The sequence below is a fragment of the Agromyces sp. Marseille-Q5079 genome, assembly GCF_051016555.1.
In the GTDB taxonomy this organism is placed as follows: domain Bacteria; phylum Actinomycetota; class Actinomycetes; order Actinomycetales; family Microbacteriaceae; genus Agromyces.
In genome coordinates this window covers 92,280-109,083 of sequence record NZ_JBPEJF010000005.1, presented here as the reverse complement: position 1 = coordinate 109,083, position 16,804 = coordinate 92,280, and the positions used below count along the sequence as shown (strand labels likewise).

16 protein-coding genes are annotated in these 16,804 nt (G+C 71.9%); 4 read left to right on the top strand and 12 right to left on the bottom strand.

Features of this window, described 5'->3' with window-relative positions:
* The first annotated feature begins 32 nt into the window (after positions 1 to 32).
* Positions 33 to 530 carry an FBP domain-containing protein gene (locus tag ACR3IO_RS13160; protein ID WP_434071666.1) on the top strand — a complete coding sequence of 166 codons (498 nt, stop codon included), beginning with the start codon at positions 33 to 35 and terminating at the stop codon, positions 528 to 530.
* A gap of 82 nt (positions 531 to 612) precedes the next feature.
* On the opposite strand, the gene ACR3IO_RS13155 is transcribed toward ACR3IO_RS13160, so the two are convergent.
* Positions 613 to 1,776: a hypothetical protein gene (locus ACR3IO_RS13155; RefSeq protein WP_434071665.1), complete on the bottom strand. Its 1,164-nt coding sequence runs from the start codon at positions 1,774 to 1,776 to the stop codon at positions 613 to 615.
* Between the two features lie 469 nt (positions 1,777 to 2,245).
* On the opposite strand from ACR3IO_RS13155, the gene ACR3IO_RS13150 reads away from it, so the two are divergent.
* Entirely contained in the window at positions 2,246 to 2,737 is a 492-nt protein-coding gene (locus ACR3IO_RS13150; protein WP_434071664.1) for an FBP domain-containing protein, read from the top strand.
* 54 nt (positions 2,738 to 2,791) lie between these two features.
* Here the strand turns inward: ACR3IO_RS13150 and ACR3IO_RS13145 are convergent, their stop codons facing one another.
* The 11 genes from ACR3IO_RS13145 to ACR3IO_RS13095 all read right to left on the bottom strand — a co-directional run bounded on the left by ACR3IO_RS13145 (position 2,792) and on the right by ACR3IO_RS13095 (position 13,997).
* The gene (locus ACR3IO_RS13145; RefSeq protein ID WP_434071663.1) at positions 2,792 to 3,562 is read right to left on the bottom strand and encodes an SGNH/GDSL hydrolase family protein; all 771 of its coding nucleotides are present in this window, start codon (positions 3,560 to 3,562) and stop codon (positions 2,792 to 2,794) included.
* 51 nt (positions 3,563 to 3,613) lie between these two features.
* Positions 3,614 to 5,206 carry a PucR family transcriptional regulator ligand-binding domain-containing protein gene (locus ACR3IO_RS13140; protein ID WP_434071662.1) on the bottom strand — a complete coding sequence of 531 codons (1,593 nt, stop codon included), beginning with the start codon at positions 5,204 to 5,206 and terminating at the stop codon, positions 3,614 to 3,616.
* 118 nt (positions 5,207 to 5,324) lie between these two features.
* Positions 5,325 to 6,599 (bottom strand): kynureninase, encoded by a 1,275-nt coding sequence (gene kynU / locus ACR3IO_RS13135; RefSeq protein WP_434071661.1) that lies wholly within the window; start codon positions 6,597 to 6,599, stop codon positions 5,325 to 5,327.
* Between the two features lie 85 nt (positions 6,600 to 6,684).
* A complete protein-coding gene (locus tag ACR3IO_RS13130) occupies positions 6,685 to 7,677 on the bottom strand; it encodes an amidohydrolase family protein (RefSeq protein ID WP_434071660.1) in 993 nt (330 codons plus the stop codon).
* 5 nt (positions 7,678 to 7,682) lie between these two features.
* On the bottom strand, positions 7,683 to 8,207 hold the full coding sequence (locus tag ACR3IO_RS13125) for a 3-hydroxyanthranilate 3,4-dioxygenase (protein WP_434071659.1): 525 nt from the start codon (positions 8,205 to 8,207) through the stop codon (positions 7,683 to 7,685).
* The gene (locus ACR3IO_RS13120) at positions 8,204 to 8,665 is read right to left on the bottom strand and encodes a RidA family protein (protein WP_434071658.1); all 462 of its coding nucleotides are present in this window, start codon (positions 8,663 to 8,665) and stop codon (positions 8,204 to 8,206) included. Before ACR3IO_RS13120 ends, ACR3IO_RS13125 begins: the two co-directional genes overlap by 4 nt.
* Positions 8,662 to 9,486: a 2-keto-4-pentenoate hydratase gene (locus tag ACR3IO_RS13115; protein WP_434071657.1), complete on the bottom strand. Its 825-nt coding sequence runs from the start codon at positions 9,484 to 9,486 to the stop codon at positions 8,662 to 8,664. The genes ACR3IO_RS13120 and ACR3IO_RS13115 overlap by 4 nt, the downstream gene beginning before the upstream one ends.
* Entirely contained in the window at positions 9,483 to 10,613 is a 1,131-nt protein-coding gene (dmpG, locus tag ACR3IO_RS13110; RefSeq protein ID WP_434071656.1) for a 4-hydroxy-2-oxovalerate aldolase, read from the bottom strand. Before dmpG ends, ACR3IO_RS13115 begins: the two co-directional genes overlap by 4 nt.
* Entirely contained in the window at positions 10,610 to 11,611 is a 1,002-nt protein-coding gene (locus tag ACR3IO_RS13105; RefSeq protein ID WP_434071655.1) for an acetaldehyde dehydrogenase (acetylating), read from the bottom strand. Before ACR3IO_RS13105 ends, dmpG begins: the two co-directional genes overlap by 4 nt.
* Positions 11,608 to 12,489, bottom strand: coding sequence for a 2-keto-4-pentenoate hydratase (locus tag ACR3IO_RS13100; protein WP_434071654.1), 882 nt, complete (start codon positions 12,487 to 12,489; stop codon positions 11,608 to 11,610). The genes ACR3IO_RS13105 and ACR3IO_RS13100 overlap by 4 nt, the downstream gene beginning before the upstream one ends.
* Positions 12,486 to 13,997 (bottom strand): 2-hydroxymuconic semialdehyde dehydrogenase, encoded by a 1,512-nt coding sequence (locus ACR3IO_RS13095; protein WP_434071653.1) that lies wholly within the window; start codon positions 13,995 to 13,997, stop codon positions 12,486 to 12,488. The genes ACR3IO_RS13100 and ACR3IO_RS13095 overlap by 4 nt, the downstream gene beginning before the upstream one ends.
* Before the next feature lie 84 nt (positions 13,998 to 14,081).
* Between ACR3IO_RS13095 and ACR3IO_RS13090 the strand changes: the two genes are divergently transcribed.
* Positions 14,082 to 15,047 carry a LysR substrate-binding domain-containing protein gene (locus ACR3IO_RS13090; protein WP_434071652.1) on the top strand — a complete coding sequence of 322 codons (966 nt, stop codon included), beginning with the start codon at positions 14,082 to 14,084 and terminating at the stop codon, positions 15,045 to 15,047.
* Positions 15,048 to 15,172: 125 nt separating this feature from the next.
* Entirely contained in the window at positions 15,173 to 16,789 is a 1,617-nt protein-coding gene (locus tag ACR3IO_RS13085; RefSeq protein WP_434071651.1) for an LVIVD repeat-containing protein, read from the top strand.
* Positions 16,790 to 16,804: the final 15 nt, after the last annotated feature.

Here is a 16,804-nt window from a genome sequence, read left to right as displayed (position 1 = left end):
ATGGTGAGATCGTAGGGGCGGAGGGGAACTGCATGCGAGCGTTGAGCGAGACCGAGGTGCACGCGGCGATCCGCAACGCCTCCGCGGCCGAGCTCGAGCAGCTCACGCTGCCCGTGTCGTTCTTCGTGACCGAGTGGGCGCACCTCGACGCGTTCGCCTGGCGCGACCCGCGCATCCCGACCCGCGGGTACCTCGTGACCGAGCTCGAGGGCGAGCCTGTCGGGGTGCTGCTGCGCACGCCCGCCGCGAGCGGCTCGCATCACCGGGCGGCCATATGCAACCTCTGCCACACGCAGCAGCCCGCCGATCAGGTGGCGATCATCTCCGCGCGCAAGGCGGGCACGGCGGGTGAGCGGGGCGACAGCGTCGGCACCTACATGTGCAGCGACCTCGCCTGTCAGGAGACCGTGCGCCTGGGGCGCCCGGCCGGCCCGTCGGAGGTGCTGCCGAGCCTGCGAGAGCTGGAACGCATCGAGGGCCTCGCGCGGCGCACGCGCGCGTTCGTCGCGGACGTCGTCTCCACGGCCTGACGAGCGGATGCCGCGGGGCACGCCGTCGCCGAGACGACGACGGGCGGCACCCGAGGGAGCCGCCCGTCGCTGATCGCCTGCGTTACTTCGCGGCGGCCGTGTTCGAGTGGATCGAGAACTGGACGTACTTGACCGTGCCCCAGACCTTCACCGAGACCGACTTGCCCTTGGCCGAGGACGGCACCGTGTAGGTGGACTTCGTCGCACCGGCCACGGGCTTGCCGCTCAGGTACCACTGGTACTTGACCGACGTGGCGTCGGCGATCGTGCCCTGCTTGGTCACGCCGACGGCGCGACCGGCGACCGGGGTCGTGGAGAGGAGCGCACGCGACCAGCCGATGAAGGTTCCGTCGGCCGTGTGGTGGGTGTTCTTGTACGCCGTCAGCGACGACACCTGCGACGTGAGCGTCGAGACCTTCGACTGGAGGCTGGTGATGGTCGCGTTCTTCGCGGCGATCTGCGACTGGAGGCCGGCGATCGTCGCGTCCTTGGCGTCGGCGTCGGCCTCGAGGGCGGCGATCGTCGCGTCCTTCGTCTCGACCTGACCCTGGAGGTCGGTGACCTCGGTCGCGAGCGGAGCGGTCGCGGTGCCGACGGCGGCGTCGAGGTCGGCCTGGTCGAACGGCGTCGTGTCAGTGGTGCCGAGCGGGATGTCGGTGCCGTTGTACGAGACCTTCGTGACCGTGCTCGTGCTCTCGGTGGAGTTGCCCTGGTGGATGTCGATGGCACCCACGACGACGTTCGTCCAGCCGGCGCCATTCGGGTCGCCGAAGAACGAGAGCGGCTGCGGGCTCGCCTGGCTGCCCGGTCCGCTCGCGATCTTGTTCGTCCACCAGAGGCCGTCCTCGAGGTCCGTGTACGCGCCGGCGTTCGGGTCGAGCTCGTCCTCCTGGACGTACGGCTCCCAGACGAGGCGCGCGTACGACTTCTGGTCGGACTTCGTCACGAGCTGGAACGACGGGGCGTAGGAGGTGCTCTGCGCAACCGTGTAGGCGAGGGAGTCGACGTCCGCGATGGGCGCGTTCACGACCCAGCCGAGGTCTGCCGCCTTGTAGAACACGAGGGCGTTCGTGAGGCCGTGCGGGTTCGGGGAGTCCGTTTCGTCGTACACGGGGAACGAGACGTCGGCCGCGTTGGCGGCCTGCACGGAGAGGCCCGTCGCGGCGATCGCGAGTACGGCGACGGCGGCGGTGGCCACCCGGGTGGTCCGCGACCGACGGGTGGCGCGGTTGGCAACGATCTTCATTGAACTCCTCGGTTCTTTCGGGTGCGCCCACCCTCGCGCAGCGCATTCGGGCGCGGCGCGCAAGATCGTGCGAGGCGACCGGGTACGTCGTGTGCCTCGTCGAATGGGGGGCCTACCCATTCATTCACATGGAATATCGGCATCGAGTCCAGATCCTGGCCCCAGTCAGGGGGCCAGCGCAGTTGGCGTTTATCTCGGCCGACCGACCGCGTCGGCGCCGAGCTCGTGCTCAGGCCCGCTGTGTACACTCGCCACCGTGAGTCAGCACGTTCCGTTCCCCAGGCCCCTCGGGCGTCAGGAGGTCGTCGGCGTTCTCGATGCCGACCGGAGAGGGCCGTCGCGCCCGTGACCTCCCGCGCCTCGGCGCACCTCTTCCCGCGACCGGCGATCGCCGCGCGGGCACCTCTCCTCTGGAACTGATCACCCTGCCGGTCGCACGAGCGAACCGGCATGACGAAGGACGTCTCACATGCTTCCCCTCGACGACAAGCGCATCCGCGCCTCGTTCATCAACGCGACCCAGCGCGAGCGCGCCTCGGTCACCCTCCCCGTCGGCTTCGGCGAACTCGACTGGGCGCAGCTCGACTTCCTCGGCTGGCGCGACCCCAAGCTGCCGAAGGTCGGCTACGTCATCGCGGAGGTCGACGGCGAGCTCGTGGGCGTCATGCTCCGCGAGGCCGACGGCCGCATCCGCACCAGGCCGCAGTGCTCCTGGTGCGAGGACGTGACGCTGCCCAACGACGTCGTGTTCTACACGGCGAAGCGCGCCGGGGCCTCAGGGCGCAACGGCAACACCGTCGGCACGCTCGCCTGCTCGCGGTTCGAGTGCTCGCGGAACGTCCGACGCCTGCCACCGGTCGCCTACCTCGGGTACGACGTCGAGGCCGCCCGGATCAGGCGCATGGACGCCCTGCGCAAGCACATCGGCGGGTTCGTGCAGGCCGTGCGCGAGGGGTCCTAGGCCCGTCGTGCGCGGCGCTCGATGCCGGGCCGAGTCGATCGTTCCGGATGCGCGTCAGCGCGCGGCATCCGGGGTCAACGGCTCGAGCGTCGCGCGCTTGGGCTCGCGCCCGTCGCCCGAGGACCGACCCGTGAGGCGGCGCCCGATCCAGGGGAGCACGAACTCCCGGTAGTAGGCCGCCGTGTTGCGGCTGCGCGGACCCGCCGGCGCCGCGGCGACCTCGGCCACGCCCCACTCCTCGGGCACGGGCACGCCGATCGCGGTGAGCACGTTGCTCGCCACGCGCGCGTGCCCGAGCGAGTTGAGGTGCAGCTTGTCGGCCGACCAGTAGCGGATGTCGCGGAGGCCGCGATCGTTGAAATTGTCGACGAACGTGACGCCGGGGACGTCGGCGAGGTCGACGAGCGCCGTGGTCAGCCGCGCGCCGCGCGCATCGAACACCTTGCCGAGCGGCAGGTGCTCGGTCGGGTTCGCGCCGCTCAGCATGAGCACGTGGATGCCCTCGTCGCGGATGCGGTTGATCGCCTGGCGGAAGCTCGTCGCCGTGGCCTGCTCGTCCATGCGGGGGCGCAGCATGTCGTTGCCGCCGCCGTTGAAGCTCAGCAGCTCGGGCTTCAACGCGATGGCCGCCTCGAGCTGCTCCTCGATGATCGGGCCGAGCTTGCGCCCGCGGATCGCGAGGTTGGCGTAGCCGATGGGCTCCCGGGCGGCGAGCGCGAGGCCCATGGCGACGAAGTCGGCCCAGCCGCGCACGCTGCCGTCGGGCAGTTCGTCGCCGACACCCTCGGTGAAGCTGTCGCCGATGGCGGCATACGAATGGAACATGGGTTCAACGCTACCTTTCCGAAAGACGGGCGGCCGCGCAGGGCCCCGCAGCTACTGCACCGCGAGGAGGGCGGCCCAGAGATCGGCCCGCGCATGGAACCCCGAGAGGTCGCGGTCGAGCAGGCGCTCGGCGAGGGCGATGCGGCTGCGGATCGTGTGGCGGTGCACGCCGAGCTGCTGGGCGGTCGCGTCGAACTGGCCGCCGTGCTCGAGCCACGTGCGCACGGTCTCGACGAGGGCGGTGCCGGATGCCGCGTCGTGCTCGACGAGCGGCGCGAGGGTCGCGATCGCGACCGCCCTCGCGTCGGTGCGCGCGAGGAACGCGAGCACACCCTGCCGGCTGATCTCGTCGAAGGCCACGACGCGGTGCGTGCGCGGGGCGTCAGCGCCGCCGGAGCCGCGCGTGCCCGCCTCGCGAGCACGGTCGAGTGACCGGAGCGCCTGCTCGTGCGCGAGGGCGAGCGCGTCGAGCGCGACCGCGTCGGAGAGGCCGACCGGCACGTCGAACTCCGCGGAGAGCTCCTCGGCGAGGGCGACGTCGGCGGCCTCGAGCACGAGCACGACCCGGTCGTCGTCGCGGGCGAAGAACAGCCGGCCGTCGCGCTCGTCGACGCGGAGTTCGAGCAGCTCGGTCATGCGATCGAAGGCCTGGGTGGGGGCATCCGTCACCGCCACGCGGACCGGAGCGGCGGGGAGCGGCCCCCACATCTCGGTGGCGACGCCCTCGGCGAGCGCGGTGTCGCCCGCGAGCAGGCTGCGCAGCAGGCCCGTGCGCAGGTGTCCGCGGGCGCGGTCGAGGTTGCGGTTCTGCTCGAGGGCGAGCCCGGCGAGGGCGATGACCGAGGTCACGACCTCGCGGCCGGCCTGGTCGAGTTCGGGGGAGTCGCCGATGGCGAGCACGCCGCGGAGCGCCCCGCCCGAGCCGAGCGTCTGCAGGGTGATGCGCTGCCCGTCGCCGACGGACTCGCCCGCGAGCATGGTGCGTCCGGCCCGTTGGCCGCGGCGCAGCATCGACCTCGCCTCGCCGACCACCTCGCCGAGCGCGGGCTGGGCCAGCCCGCCCACGGGCGCCTCGCGATCGAGGGCCCCGGTCGCGTCGACGAGGCCCACCCACGTGCCGAGCCGCTTGGAGAGCTCGCCGAGCGTGGCCGACAGGCCGTCGGGCCGCAGCGCTGCGCGCGAGATCGCGCGCTGCGCGGAGAACGCCCACGCCTGTCGCGCGTACTCGTCCTCGGCGTGCAGGTCGGCGACGAGCTTCGCGATCGCGATGAACGGCACCCGGTACGGCACCTCGAACAGCGGCAGGCCGAGTTCGACGCAGGCGTCGACGAGGGTCGCCGGCGTGCCGTCGCGGATGACCTCGGTGCCGAAGCCGAGGGCGGCGACGTCGCGATCGCGCAGGCGCCGCACGTAGTCGAGGGCGAAGCCCGCGGCATCCGCCCTCGCATCGGCGCCGTCGAACTGGGTGCCGGTCGTGAGCAGCACGTGCCCCGCGTCGAGGAAGGGAGTGGGGTCCGCCAGGTCGGAGCCGTGGGCCCAGACCACGGGTGCGGCGAGCGCCGCGTCGGGAAGGGCGGCGGCGGGCGTGAGCAGGCCGAGGCCGAGCTCGCCGCGGTCGAGCAGGGTCTGCACGGTCGGCTTCACGGGGCTCCTCGCGATTCCGGGTCGAGCGACGACCCGGCGGGCCGTGTCACCGCCGAAGCGATGTACACGGCGTCGAATATCCAGCCCTGAGTGTACCTGCGGGTGCCGAGCGGATGGCTCAGGTCACGGTGCCGCGACGGGCGAACCTCGGCTCGCGCCAGACCTCGGTGGCGAGGATGTCCTCGAGGGCGGCCACCGCATCCCAGACGTCGGCGTGCGAGACGTAGAGCGGCGCGAAGCCGAAGCGCATGAGGTCGGGCGCGCGGAAGTCGCCGATGACGCCGCGCTCGATGAGGGCCTGCATCACGGCGTAGCCGTCCTCGACGCGCACCGCGACCTGGCTGCCGCGACGGGCCGACTGCCGGGGCGTGACCACCTCGACGCCCCACGGCGCGAGCCTCGTGTCGACGAGCGAGATGAACAGCTCCGTGAGGCGGAGGCTCTTCTCCCGCAGCTGGTCGAGGTCGACCTCGGCCCAGAGGTCGAGGCTCGCCTCGAGGGCCGCGACCGAGAGCAGCTGCGGCGTGCCGACGCGGAACCGGCCGATGCCCGCGGCGGGGGCGTACTCGACGTCGAAGTCGAACGGCCGCGCGTGGCCGTGCCAGCCCGTCAGTGCGGGGCGGGCGGCCTCGTGGTGGCGTTCGGCGACCCAGATGAACGACGGGGAGCCGGGACCGCCGTTGAGGTACTTGTACGTGCAGCCGATCGCGAAGTCCGCGCCGGCCGCGTTGAGGTCGACGGGCACGGCGCCGACGCTGTGGCAGAGGTCCCAGACCATGATCGCCCCGGCCGCGTGCACCCGGCGGGTCACCTCGCCCATGTCGTGCATGCGGCCCGTGCGGTAGTCGACGTGGGTGAGCACGACGACCGCGACGTCCTCGTCGAGCATCTCGTCGAGGGTGGGCCCGTCGTCGGCGATCAGCCGGCGCTCGAGCGGGGCCGCGCCGCCGACGAGCTCCTGCACGCTCTCGAGCACGTAGAGGTCGGTCGGGAAGTTGCCGCGCTCGGAGATGACGACGGTGCGGTCGGGGCGGAGCCTGGCCGCGGCCATCGCCACCTGGAACAGGCTCGCCGACGTCGAGTCGCCGAGCACCACCTCGCCGGGGCCCGCGCCGATGAGCGGCGCGATCCGGTCGCCGAGCGCGAGCGGCTTCTCGAACCAGCCCGCGTCGTTCCAGCTGCGGATGAGGCCGACGCCCCACTCCTCGGCGATCACCCGCTCCACGTGGGCCGCCGTCGCGCGCGGGAGCGCCCCGAGCGAGTTGCCGTCGAGGTAGACGACCCCGTCGGGCAGGGCGAATCGGTCGCGGTACGGGGCGAGCGGGTCGGCCGCGTCGAGGGCCGCGCACGTCGCGCGGTCGATCGCGTGCTGGGTGGTGGTCGCGGTGCTCATGGCCGGGTGGATTCCTTCGATTCGGTCGTGGCTCGGGAGATGGTCGGAGTCGTGCGGCGGAGCGGGCGGCGAGGCATCCGATCGTTCAGAGGGCCAGGAAGCGCCGGGCGTTGCCGTACCGGATGGCCGCCTTCTGCTCGTCGGTGAGGAACCCGGCGCGCTCGACCACGGCGCCGACGGGGCGCTCGCCGAGCGGATACGGGTAGTCGCTGCCGAGCATCACCTGATCGGCGCCGAGCGTGTCGACGAGCAGGCGCAGCGCCGCCGGGTCGAACACCACCGAGTCGACGCTGAAGCGGTCGAGGTAGCCCGATGGCGGTCGTTCGCTGACGCCGATGAGGTCGGGTCGCCGGTGCCACGCGTTCTCGAAGCGGCCGAGCCAGAACGCGAACGAACCGCCGCCGTGGGCGAAGGCGAGGCGCAGGGTCGGCGGGACGCGGTCGAGCACACCGCCCAGCATCAGCGCGATGATCGAGAGGTGCGTCTCGGCGGGCATGCCGGTCAGCCACCGCGCCATCCAGCGGTCGAGGCGCGGCGAGCCGGGCATATCCCACGGGTGCACGAACACGGGCACGTCGCGGTCGGCGCAGTGCTGGAGGAACGTGACGATGCCCTCGTGATCGAGGTCGTGGTCGCCGACGTGGTTGCCGATCTCGACGCCGACGTGCCCGGAGTCGATCGCGCGGTCGAGCTCCCTGCACGCGGCATCCGTGTCCTGAAGGGGCACCTGGGCGAACGGCAGCAGGCGATCGGATGCCGGTGCGCAGATCTCGAGCGCGAGGTCGTTGAAGATCCGCGAGACCTTCGCGGCCTCGGCGCCGGGCATCTCGTAGGAGAAGAACACGGGGGTCGGCGAGACGACCTGGATGTCGATGCCGTCGGCGTCCATGTCGGCGATCCGCGCCTCGGCGTCCCAGCAGCTCGCGTCGATGCGGCGGAACTCGGTCTCGCCCACCATGATCATGGCGTCGCGCTCGGAGTCCGCGCGGAACCACGGCCAGGAGCCCGGCCCGACCTGCGTCGACAGGTCGGGCCAGCCCTTGGGCACGTAGTGCGTGTGGACGTCGATCGTGCCCACCCGGTTCAGCCCTTGCCGGGGTGGACTGCGCCGCACTTCGGGCAGGTGCGGCCCTCTTCGCTCTCGTAGAACTCGCGGAACACCGGGGGGAGGTCCTCGACGATGTCGCGGACCTGCAGTTCGACCTCGTGCACCTTCTCGTTGCAGTTCGGGCAGAACCAGGCGAACTTCTCGAGCGTGCCCTCCTCGCGGATGCGCTCGATGACGATGCCGATCGAGCCGGCCTCGGGGCGCTGGGGGGAGTGGTACACGTTGCCGGGGAGCAGCCACATCTCGCCCTCGCGGATGTCGATGCGCTGCGGTCCGTCCTCGGTCTGGATGTTGACGTGCATGTTGCCGCGGTACTGGTAGAACCACTCCTCGTACGGGTCGAAGTGGAAGTCGGTGCGCTGGTTCGGGCCGCCGACGACCTGCACGATGAAGTCGCCCATCGGCTCCCAGGCCGCCTTGTTGTTGACCGGCGGCTTCAGCAGGTGCTCGTGCTCGCGGATCCAGGCCGGGAAGTCGATCACGGGTGGGATGGTGGTCATGATTCCTCCTTGAGTGCGGTGGTGCCGGTGGTGCTGTTCGGTTCGCGGCGCCTCGCGATCGCTTGGATCTCGATGCGCAGGTGCGGGTGCGGCAGGGCGTGCACCGCGACGGTGGTGCGCGCCGGGCCGGTCTCGTCGAACGTCTCCGCCCAGACGGCGTTGTAGGCGCCGAAGTCGTTCATGTCGACGAGGTAGGTCGTCGCCTGCAGGAGGTCGTCGAGCGTGCAGCCGCACGCCGCCAGCACCTCGCGGATGTTCTCGAGCACGGCGCGCGTCTGCACCGCGACGTCGAGCCTCGTGGTGCCGAACTCGTCGACCTCGGCGCCTGCGATCGAGTTGTCGGGGCGCCGGCTCGACGTGCCCGACACGAAGACGAGGTCGCCCGAGACCTTCGCGTGCGGGAATCGCCCGCGAGGGGTGGCCTTGCCGGCGACCGTGACGCCGCCCGTCGCGCTCATCGGTCGCCCTCCGGCGCGTCCGCGCCGAGCCGCACGGACACCCGGCCGAGGCCGTGGATGCCCGCCTCGACGACGCCGTGGCGGGGGAGGGGCACGGCGACGGTCGCCGCGCCGGCGAGCAGCACGGTGCCCGCCCGCAGGGTGAATCCGTGCGCGTTCGCCAGGCGACCCGCCGCGGCGAGGGCGCGCGCCGGATCGCCGAGGATGGCGGCCGTCGACCCCGTTTGCACGAGGCGGCCGTCGATCTCGAGCTGCACGGCGCGGTTGGCGAGGCCGACGGCATCGGAGGGCCGGATCCACGGGCCGATCGCGAAGGCGGCCGCGGACGTGTCGTCGGCGACGACGTCGCCGAGGTCGAACCGGAAGTCGCGGTACCTGGAGTCGATGATCTCGAGCGCGGGTGCGACGGCGACGATGGACGACGGATGCGCGCCGCCATCCGGGTCGACGTCCGCGCCCAGCAGGTAGGCGACCTCCGGTTCGACGCGCGGGTGGATGCACGACGCCGGGTCGAAGCATCCGCCGTCCTCGACGCGCATCGCCTCGGTGAGCGTGCCGAGGATGACGTCGTCGACGCCCATCTGCCTGGCCTTCGCCCGGCTGGTGAAGCCGAGCTTCAGGCCCGCGACGCGGTCGCCCCGGGCGATGCGGCGTGCGACGAGCGCGTGCTGTACGGCGTAGGCGTCGGCGAGGGCGAGCGGCGCGCCGGCCGAGAGCTGCTCGACGGGCGTCGCTGTGCGCTGCGCCTCGTCGAGGAGCTCGGCGAGGGCCGCGACATCCGCCCCTGTGCGTGCGGGGTGCGCGGCCGCGACGGCGCTCATGCGGCCCCCTCGATCGAGACGTCGGCGGCGCCGTGGGTGCCGTGAGAGGCTGCCTCGCGCGCGGCGACGAGGTCGAGGGCCACGTCGACGATCATGTCCTCCTGGCCGCCCACCATGCGGCGCCGACCCAGTTCGATGAGGATGTCGCGGGCGTCGAGCCCGTGGCGGTCCGCGGCGCGCTCGGCGTGCAGCAGGAAGCTCGAGTACACGCCGGCGTAGCCGAGCGTGAGGGTCTCGCGGTCCACGCGCACGGGGCGACGCTGCAGCGGACGGATGAGCTCCTCCGCGGCATCCTGCAGGGCGAAGAGGTCGCAGCCGTGCTCCCAGCCGAGCAGGTTCGCGACGGCGATGAACGCCTCGATCGGGGTGTTGCCCGCCCCGGCGCCCTGGCCGGCGAGCGAGGCGTCGACGCGGAACACGCCGTGCTCGACCGCGGTGATGCTGTTCGCGACGCTCAGCGAGAGGTTCTCGTGCGCGTGGATGCCGATCTGGGTGTCGGCGTCGAGCACCTCGCGGTACGCGTCGACGCGCTCGGCGACGTCGCGCATGGTCAGGCGTCCGCCCGAGTCGGTGACGTAGACGCACTGCGCGCCGTACGACTCCATGAGCCGGGCCTGCTCGGCGAGGCTGCGAGGGTCGTTGAGGTGGCTCATCATGAGGAAGCCCGAGACGTCCATGCCGTGGTCGCGCGCCCAGCCGATGTGCTGGGCGGCGACGTCGGCCTCGGTGCAGTGGGTCGCGACGCGCACGCTCCGCACGCCGAGGTCGCGGGCCCGCGCGAGGTGGTCGATCGTGCCGATGCCGGGCAGGATCAGCGTGGTCAGCTTCGCGTGCTGCAGCACCTCGGCCGCGGCCTCGATCCACCGTTCGTCGGTGCTCGCGCCCTGGCCGTAGGCCACGCTCGAGCCGCCGAGGCCGTCGCCGTGCGCGACCTCGACGGCGTCGACGCCCGCCGCGTCGAGCGCCGCCGCGATCTCGCGCACCTGTTCGACCGTGTACTGGTGACCGATGGCGTGCATGCCGTCGCGGAGGGTGACGTCCTGCACGTAGACGCGGGGCGGGGCGGCCGCCGTCGCGGGCGCCGATGGGGACTTGGCCGGTGAGGGGGACTGCGTCGTCGGGGTCATGCGGTGGCTCCCGTCCGGTCTGCGGCGTGTACGGCGGTATCCAGATCGCCCGCATCCGGCTCGCCCGCGGGCGATCGGCTCGCGAGCCGCTCGGCGACGAGGCGCTCGGCGGTGCGCAGGGCCGCACTGGTCATGATGTCGAGGTTGCCGGCGTACTCGGGGAGGTAGTGGCCGGCGCCCGCGACCTCGAGGAGCACGGTGACCCGCGTGCCGTGGAACGGCCGGTCGAGGGCGGGCACGTAGGCCTCGTCGACGGCGTCGAACTGCACGCGCTGCTTCAGGCGGTAGCCGCCGACGTACCCCTGGACCTCGGCGACCATGGCGTCGACCGAGGCGCGCACGGCGTCTTCGTCGACCTCGCCCTCGACGAGGCAGTAGACCGTGTCGCGCATGATGAGCGGCGGGTCGGCCGGGTTCAGCACGATGATCGCCTTGCCGCGCTCGGCGCCGCCGATGCGCTCGATGGCCCGCGAGGTCGTCTCGGTGAACTCGTCGATGTTCGCCCGCGTGCCGGGGCCCGCCGACTTCGAGGCGATCGAGGCGACGATCTCGGCATAGGCGACGGATGCCACGCGGGAGACCGCCGCGACCATCGGCACGGTGGCCTGGCCGCCGCACGTGACCATGTTGACGTTCGTGGCCCCGAGGTGCTCCTCGAGGTTCACCACCGGCACGACGTAGGGTCCGATCGCGGCGGGCGTGAGGTCGACCATGATGCGCCCGCGATCGCGGACCAGGGCGTCGTTGCGCGCGTGGGCGCCGGCGGAGGTCGCGTCGAACACGAGCTCGACGTCGGCGAACTCGGGCATGCGCAGGAGGCCGTCGACCCCCTCGTGGGTGGTCGCGACCCCGAGGCGGCGAGCACGGGCGAGTCCGTCGGACTGCTCGTCGATGCCGACCATCGCGACGACGCGGAGGGTGCTCGAGAGTCGCTTGACCTTGATCAGCAGGTCGGTGCCGATGTTGCCCGAGCCGATGATGGCGACGCCCGCGCTCATGCGACGGCTCCTTCCGTGCGGGAATCGATGAAGTCGGCGCGGACCTCGCCGAGGCCGTCGAGGCGGGCGCGGTACACGCCCGGCCCGGTCACGTCGACCATGGGACCGAGTGCTCCGGAGAGGATCACCTCGCCCGCACGCAAGGGTCGGCCGTGGCGGGCGACCGCCCGGGCGAGCCAGGCCACCGCGATGACCGGGCTGCCGAGGCACGCGGCGCCCGACCCGCTCGAGACGATCTCGTCGGCGTGGTCGAGGCTCATGCCGACGGCGGCGAGGTCGAGCCCGTCGAGCGATCGCGGCGTGGTGCCGAGCACGACGGCGCCGCTCGAGGCGTTGTCGGCGATGGTGTCGGCGATGCGGATGTCCCATCCGGCGATGCGCGAGTCGACGATCTCGATCGCGGGGAGCACGAACTCGGTCGCGCGGAGCACGTCGGCCACGTGCGTCGTGGGGGACTCGAGGTCGCGGCCGAGTACGAACGCGACCTCGGCCTCGACGCGCGGCTGGAGGAAGCGGGCGAGCTCGATCGGCTCGCGGTCGGCCGCCATCATGTCGTCGAGCAGTACGCCGTAGTCGGGCGTGAAGACGCCGAACTGCGACTGCACGGCCGGCGAGGTGAGGCCGATTTTGCGGCCGATGACGCGCCGCCCCTCGGCGAGGCGCCGGTCGATGCCGAGCGTCTGCACGGCGTACGCCTCGTCCTGGTCGAGGTCGCCGATGAGGTCGCGCACGGGTGCGCAGGCGGTGCGCGACCGGGCGGCGATCCGGAGCCGTTCGTCGGCGGCCAGCGCGGCGGTCGTCGTCGACGTGGAAGCGCCGGTCGCGGCATCCGCCTCGGGCCATTCGCCCGGCCACGCCGGCGAGGTCTGCCCGCTCACAGCTGCACGCACACGTTCGTGGGCTCGGTGTAGAACTCGAGCGAGTGGTGGCCGCCCTCGCGGCCGATGCCCGAGAGGCCGACGCCGCCGAAGGGGCTGCGGAGGTCGCGCAGGTACCAGGTGTTCACCCACGACATGCCGACCCGCATCCGCTGCGCGACCCGGTGCCCGCGGCTGAGGTCGCGCGTCCAGGTGACGGCGGCGAGGCCGTAGTCGGTGTCGTTCGCGAGCGCGATCGCCTCCTCCTCGGTGTCGAACGGGATGAGCGCGGCGACCGGGCCGAACACCTCCTCGCGCACGGTGCGGTGCGAGTTGTCGAGCCCCGTCCAGAGGGTGGGCTCGATCCAGGAGCCGCCGTCGAGGCCGGGGCCGAGTGAGGGGATGCCGCCGCCGGCGAGGAGCGTGGCGCCCTCCTGCTGCGCGAGGTCGAGGTAGGAGAGCACCTTCGCCCGGTGGGCCTGCGAGATCAGCGGACCGGTGGTGGTCGCCGGGTCCTCGGGGCGGCCGAGGCGGAGGCGCGCGGCCTGCTCGGCGAGGCCCGCGGCGACGTCGTCGAAGATCGCCCGCTCGACGTAGATGCGCTCGGTGCAGAGGCACACCTGCCCGGTGTTCAGGTAGGTGGAGCGCGCGAGCCCGGCGATCGCGGTGTCGAGATCGGCGTCGGCGAAGACGACGGCGGCGTTCTTGCCGCCGAGCTCGAACGACACCGGACGCACCCGCGGGGCGACCGCGCGCATGATCGCCGAGCCCGTCGAGGACTCCCCGGTGAAGGTCACGCCGTCGATGCCCGGATGCGTCGTGAGGAACTCGCCCGCGGAGTCTTCGCCGAACCCGTGCACGACGTTCACGACCCCAGCCGGCAGCCCCGCCTCGAGGAGGATCTCGGCGAGCAGCGTCGCCGAGGACGGCGTCTCCTCCGAGGGCTTGACGACCACCGTGTTGCCGCCGGCCAGCGCCGGCGCGAGCTTCCACGTGAGCAGCAGGAGGGGGAGGTTCCAGGGCACGATCACCGCGACGACCCCGAGCGGCTTGCGAACCGCGTAGTTCAGGGCGCGCCGTCCGTCGGGCAGTTCGGTGAGGAAGGAGTCGAGTCCGGCGGCCGAGACGACATCGGCGAAGGCACGGAAGTTCGCGGCGGCCCTGGCGACGTCGAGGTCGCGGGCGAGGGTCTCTGGCTTGCCGGTGTCGCCGACCTCGGCGGCGACGAGGTCGTCGAAGCGGCGCTCGATCGTGTCGGCGATGCGCCGCAAGATGGTCGCGCGCTCGCCGGTGGTCATGCGCCCCCACGGGCCGTCGAGTGCGGCGCGGGCGGCGGCGACGGCCCGGTCGACCTCGTGCCGGCCCGACTCGTGGACCTCGGCGATGAGGGAGCCGTCGACCGGGTTCAGCTTGTCGAAGGTGCGCACGCCGTCGACGTGCTCGCCGCCGATGAAGTTGCGCAGTTGGCGCGTCGCCTGCGGGGCCGGGTTCGAGGCCGTCAGCGGCAGCGACGTCGTCTGTGAGGTCATGTGGTTCAGGCTAGGAACTCGGGGTGATGCCGACAAATACTCTCTTGTGGTGTTGCCATGCCCCCACGGCTATAGTTCCGAATCGTGGGCACTGACCGACTCCTCGACGGCCGGCTGAAGATCCGGCATCTCGTCCTCGTCACCGCGATCGCGGACGAGGGCACGCTCGTCCGTGCCGCGGAATCGCTGCACATCACCCAGCCCGTCGTCACGCGCGGACTGCGCGAGGTCGAGGACCTGCTCGGCGTCCCGCTCTTCGAGCGACTGCCGCGAGGGGTCACCCCGACCCAGTACGGCCACGCGTTCATCGAGCGGGCCCGGTCCGTGCTCGCCGAGCTGCGCATCGCCGGCGAGGAGGTGCGCCTGCTGCAGTCGGGCCAGCTCGGCACCGTGACCGTCGGCACGCACCTCGCCGGATCGAACCTGCTGCTGCCACGGGCCATCGCGGGGCTCAAGGCCGAGCATCCGCGGTTGACCGTCGTCGTGCGCGAGGGCACGCCCGACATGCTCCAGCAGCTGCTGCTCGCAGGCGACCTCGACCTCACGGTCGGCCGGCTCTCGTCGACGGTGCCGGTGCGCCTCGAGCAGGAGCGCCTGCATCAGGAGCCCATCCGCCTCGTGGCCAGGGCGGGGCACCCCGTGCACGACCTCGCCCGCACGTCGCTCGGCGAGTTGATCGCGTACCCGTGGATCTTCCCGGTCGCCCAGACCGCGCTCCGCGCCGAGCTCGAGGCCGTCTTCTTCCACGAGGGGCTTCCGCTGCCCGCCGACCGGGTGGAGTGCACGTCGATGCTCACCCTGCGCAACCTCCTCGTGTCGACCGACGTCATCGCCGCGCTGCCCATGTTCATCGCGGTCGACGACCGGGAGCTGCGCATCCTGCCCACCCCGCTGAGCTCGATCCGTCGCTCGGTCGGGGTCACCATGCCGAAGGACCGGGCGCCGTCGGCGGCCGCGGCGGCCCTCCTCGGGCACCTCCGCGAAGAGGGAGCCCGTCTCGCCGAGCTCGAGCGCGAGTACGCGCAATCGGAGCCGTTCCCGCACGGTTGATATGCCCTGACGGTCATGGCTCAGAGCCGGAAAGTCATTGGACAGCATCGGTCGACCTCGCGACGCTGGGATGAACGACGCCCCCGCGTCACGACATCCGAACGACTGCCCAACCTGGAGGCGACATGGCCGGCTCTCCGTACGTGCCCGACGCGAAGAAGTACAACCCCGACGACTTCGAGCGCGTCGAGGGCGAGCCGGGCGATCCCGACCCCGCGAGCTGGGGCATGCAGCCCGACGGCACCTTCCTCCCGCCGGCCTCCACGCCCTCGGTGCCGCGCGACGTCTTCGTCGATTGGCCCGGACAGCTCCCGTACCGCGACGCCGCGACCTACAGCCTGAACGCGACATCCGAGGCGTTCTACCCGATCGTCGTGAACACGAGCCACTCGTGGCAGTCGATCTACGACTGGGACGACCGGCGCTACATGCTGCACTACGGCGGCGGCAACCGCTGGAACGTCTACGACATCACCGACCCGCGGGCGCTCGTGATCGTCGACGAGGAGACCCTGCCGTGGAGCGGCCCGAGCTTCGGCGCGGTGACGATCCAGTGGAACGAGCAGCTCGGCAAGCACATCGCGATCCAGGCGAACGAGACGCCGCGGTACTTCCTCAACGGACGCGTCGCGAACAAGTGGACCGACGACACCGTCGAGGGCCAGCTCCTCGAGTGGGAGGGGCTGCGCGGCTTCCGCGTGTTCGAGGTGAACGGTCCGACCCCGCGCGACTGGACCCTGCTCACCGAGGTCTCGACCGACCCGAACCACGGGCCCGACGAGGTGCAGGAGGGCAACGGCGTGCTCGACCTGCCCGTCTACTACGGCGACAAGTACCTCTTCGTGGCGACCGCGCCCGACAACACCTTCACGAACCAGCCGTACAAGACCACGCTCTGGGCCGCGGGCCATGCCGCGTACGACGTGTCCGACCCGGCGAACCCTGTGCACCTCTCGACCTGGTGGGTGCCCGGCACGCGCGTCGGCGAGGAGGCCGACTCCGAGTACCTCGCCGGCAACGAGCGGTGGAACAACAAGACCTCGTGGTTCGGGTCGCGCATGGGCATCTTCATGCCGCGCTCGGTCGAGTCCGGGTGGCAGTACGGCTACGCGGCGCAGGGCGGACAGGGCTTCTTCGTGCTCGACGTCTCGGACCCCGCGAACATCCACCACGTCGGATGGTGCGACCTGCCCGTGAGCGTGGCGGGCACCGAGGGCGACAACGTCGACACCACCCAGGTGGAGGAGACGGGCTACGTCTACGTCTCGGGCTACCCGATGAACACCGACTGCTACGAGCCGGCCAAGGAGATCTACCAGATCGACGTGAGCGACCCGACGCAGCCGAGGTTCGTCCGCACCATGCCGCGGCCGATGCCGCCGGCCGAGGCGCCGTTCACGGACTGGGCGCAGCGACGCGGGTCGTTCGGGCCCAAGCGCTCGGGCTACTTCACGAACACCGGCACGCCGCACGGCGGCGTCATCCCGTACGCCTTCTACGCGGCCGGGCTCCAGATCTTCGACGTGCGCGACCCCGAGGACCCGAAGGTCGGCGCGTACTTCGTGCCGCCGATGGGCCTCAAGGACGACGACGACCTCGCGGCGCCCGTGCACGGCATCTTCGTCGAGTGGGATCGCAACCTGATCTGGCTGTTCGCGAACCACGGCATCTACGCCGTCTCGACGCCGCTGCTCGGCGAGCCCGTCGTCGGGCTGCCGTCTGCGCCGTCGGTCGGCGACTGACCGGGCCGAGCCGAG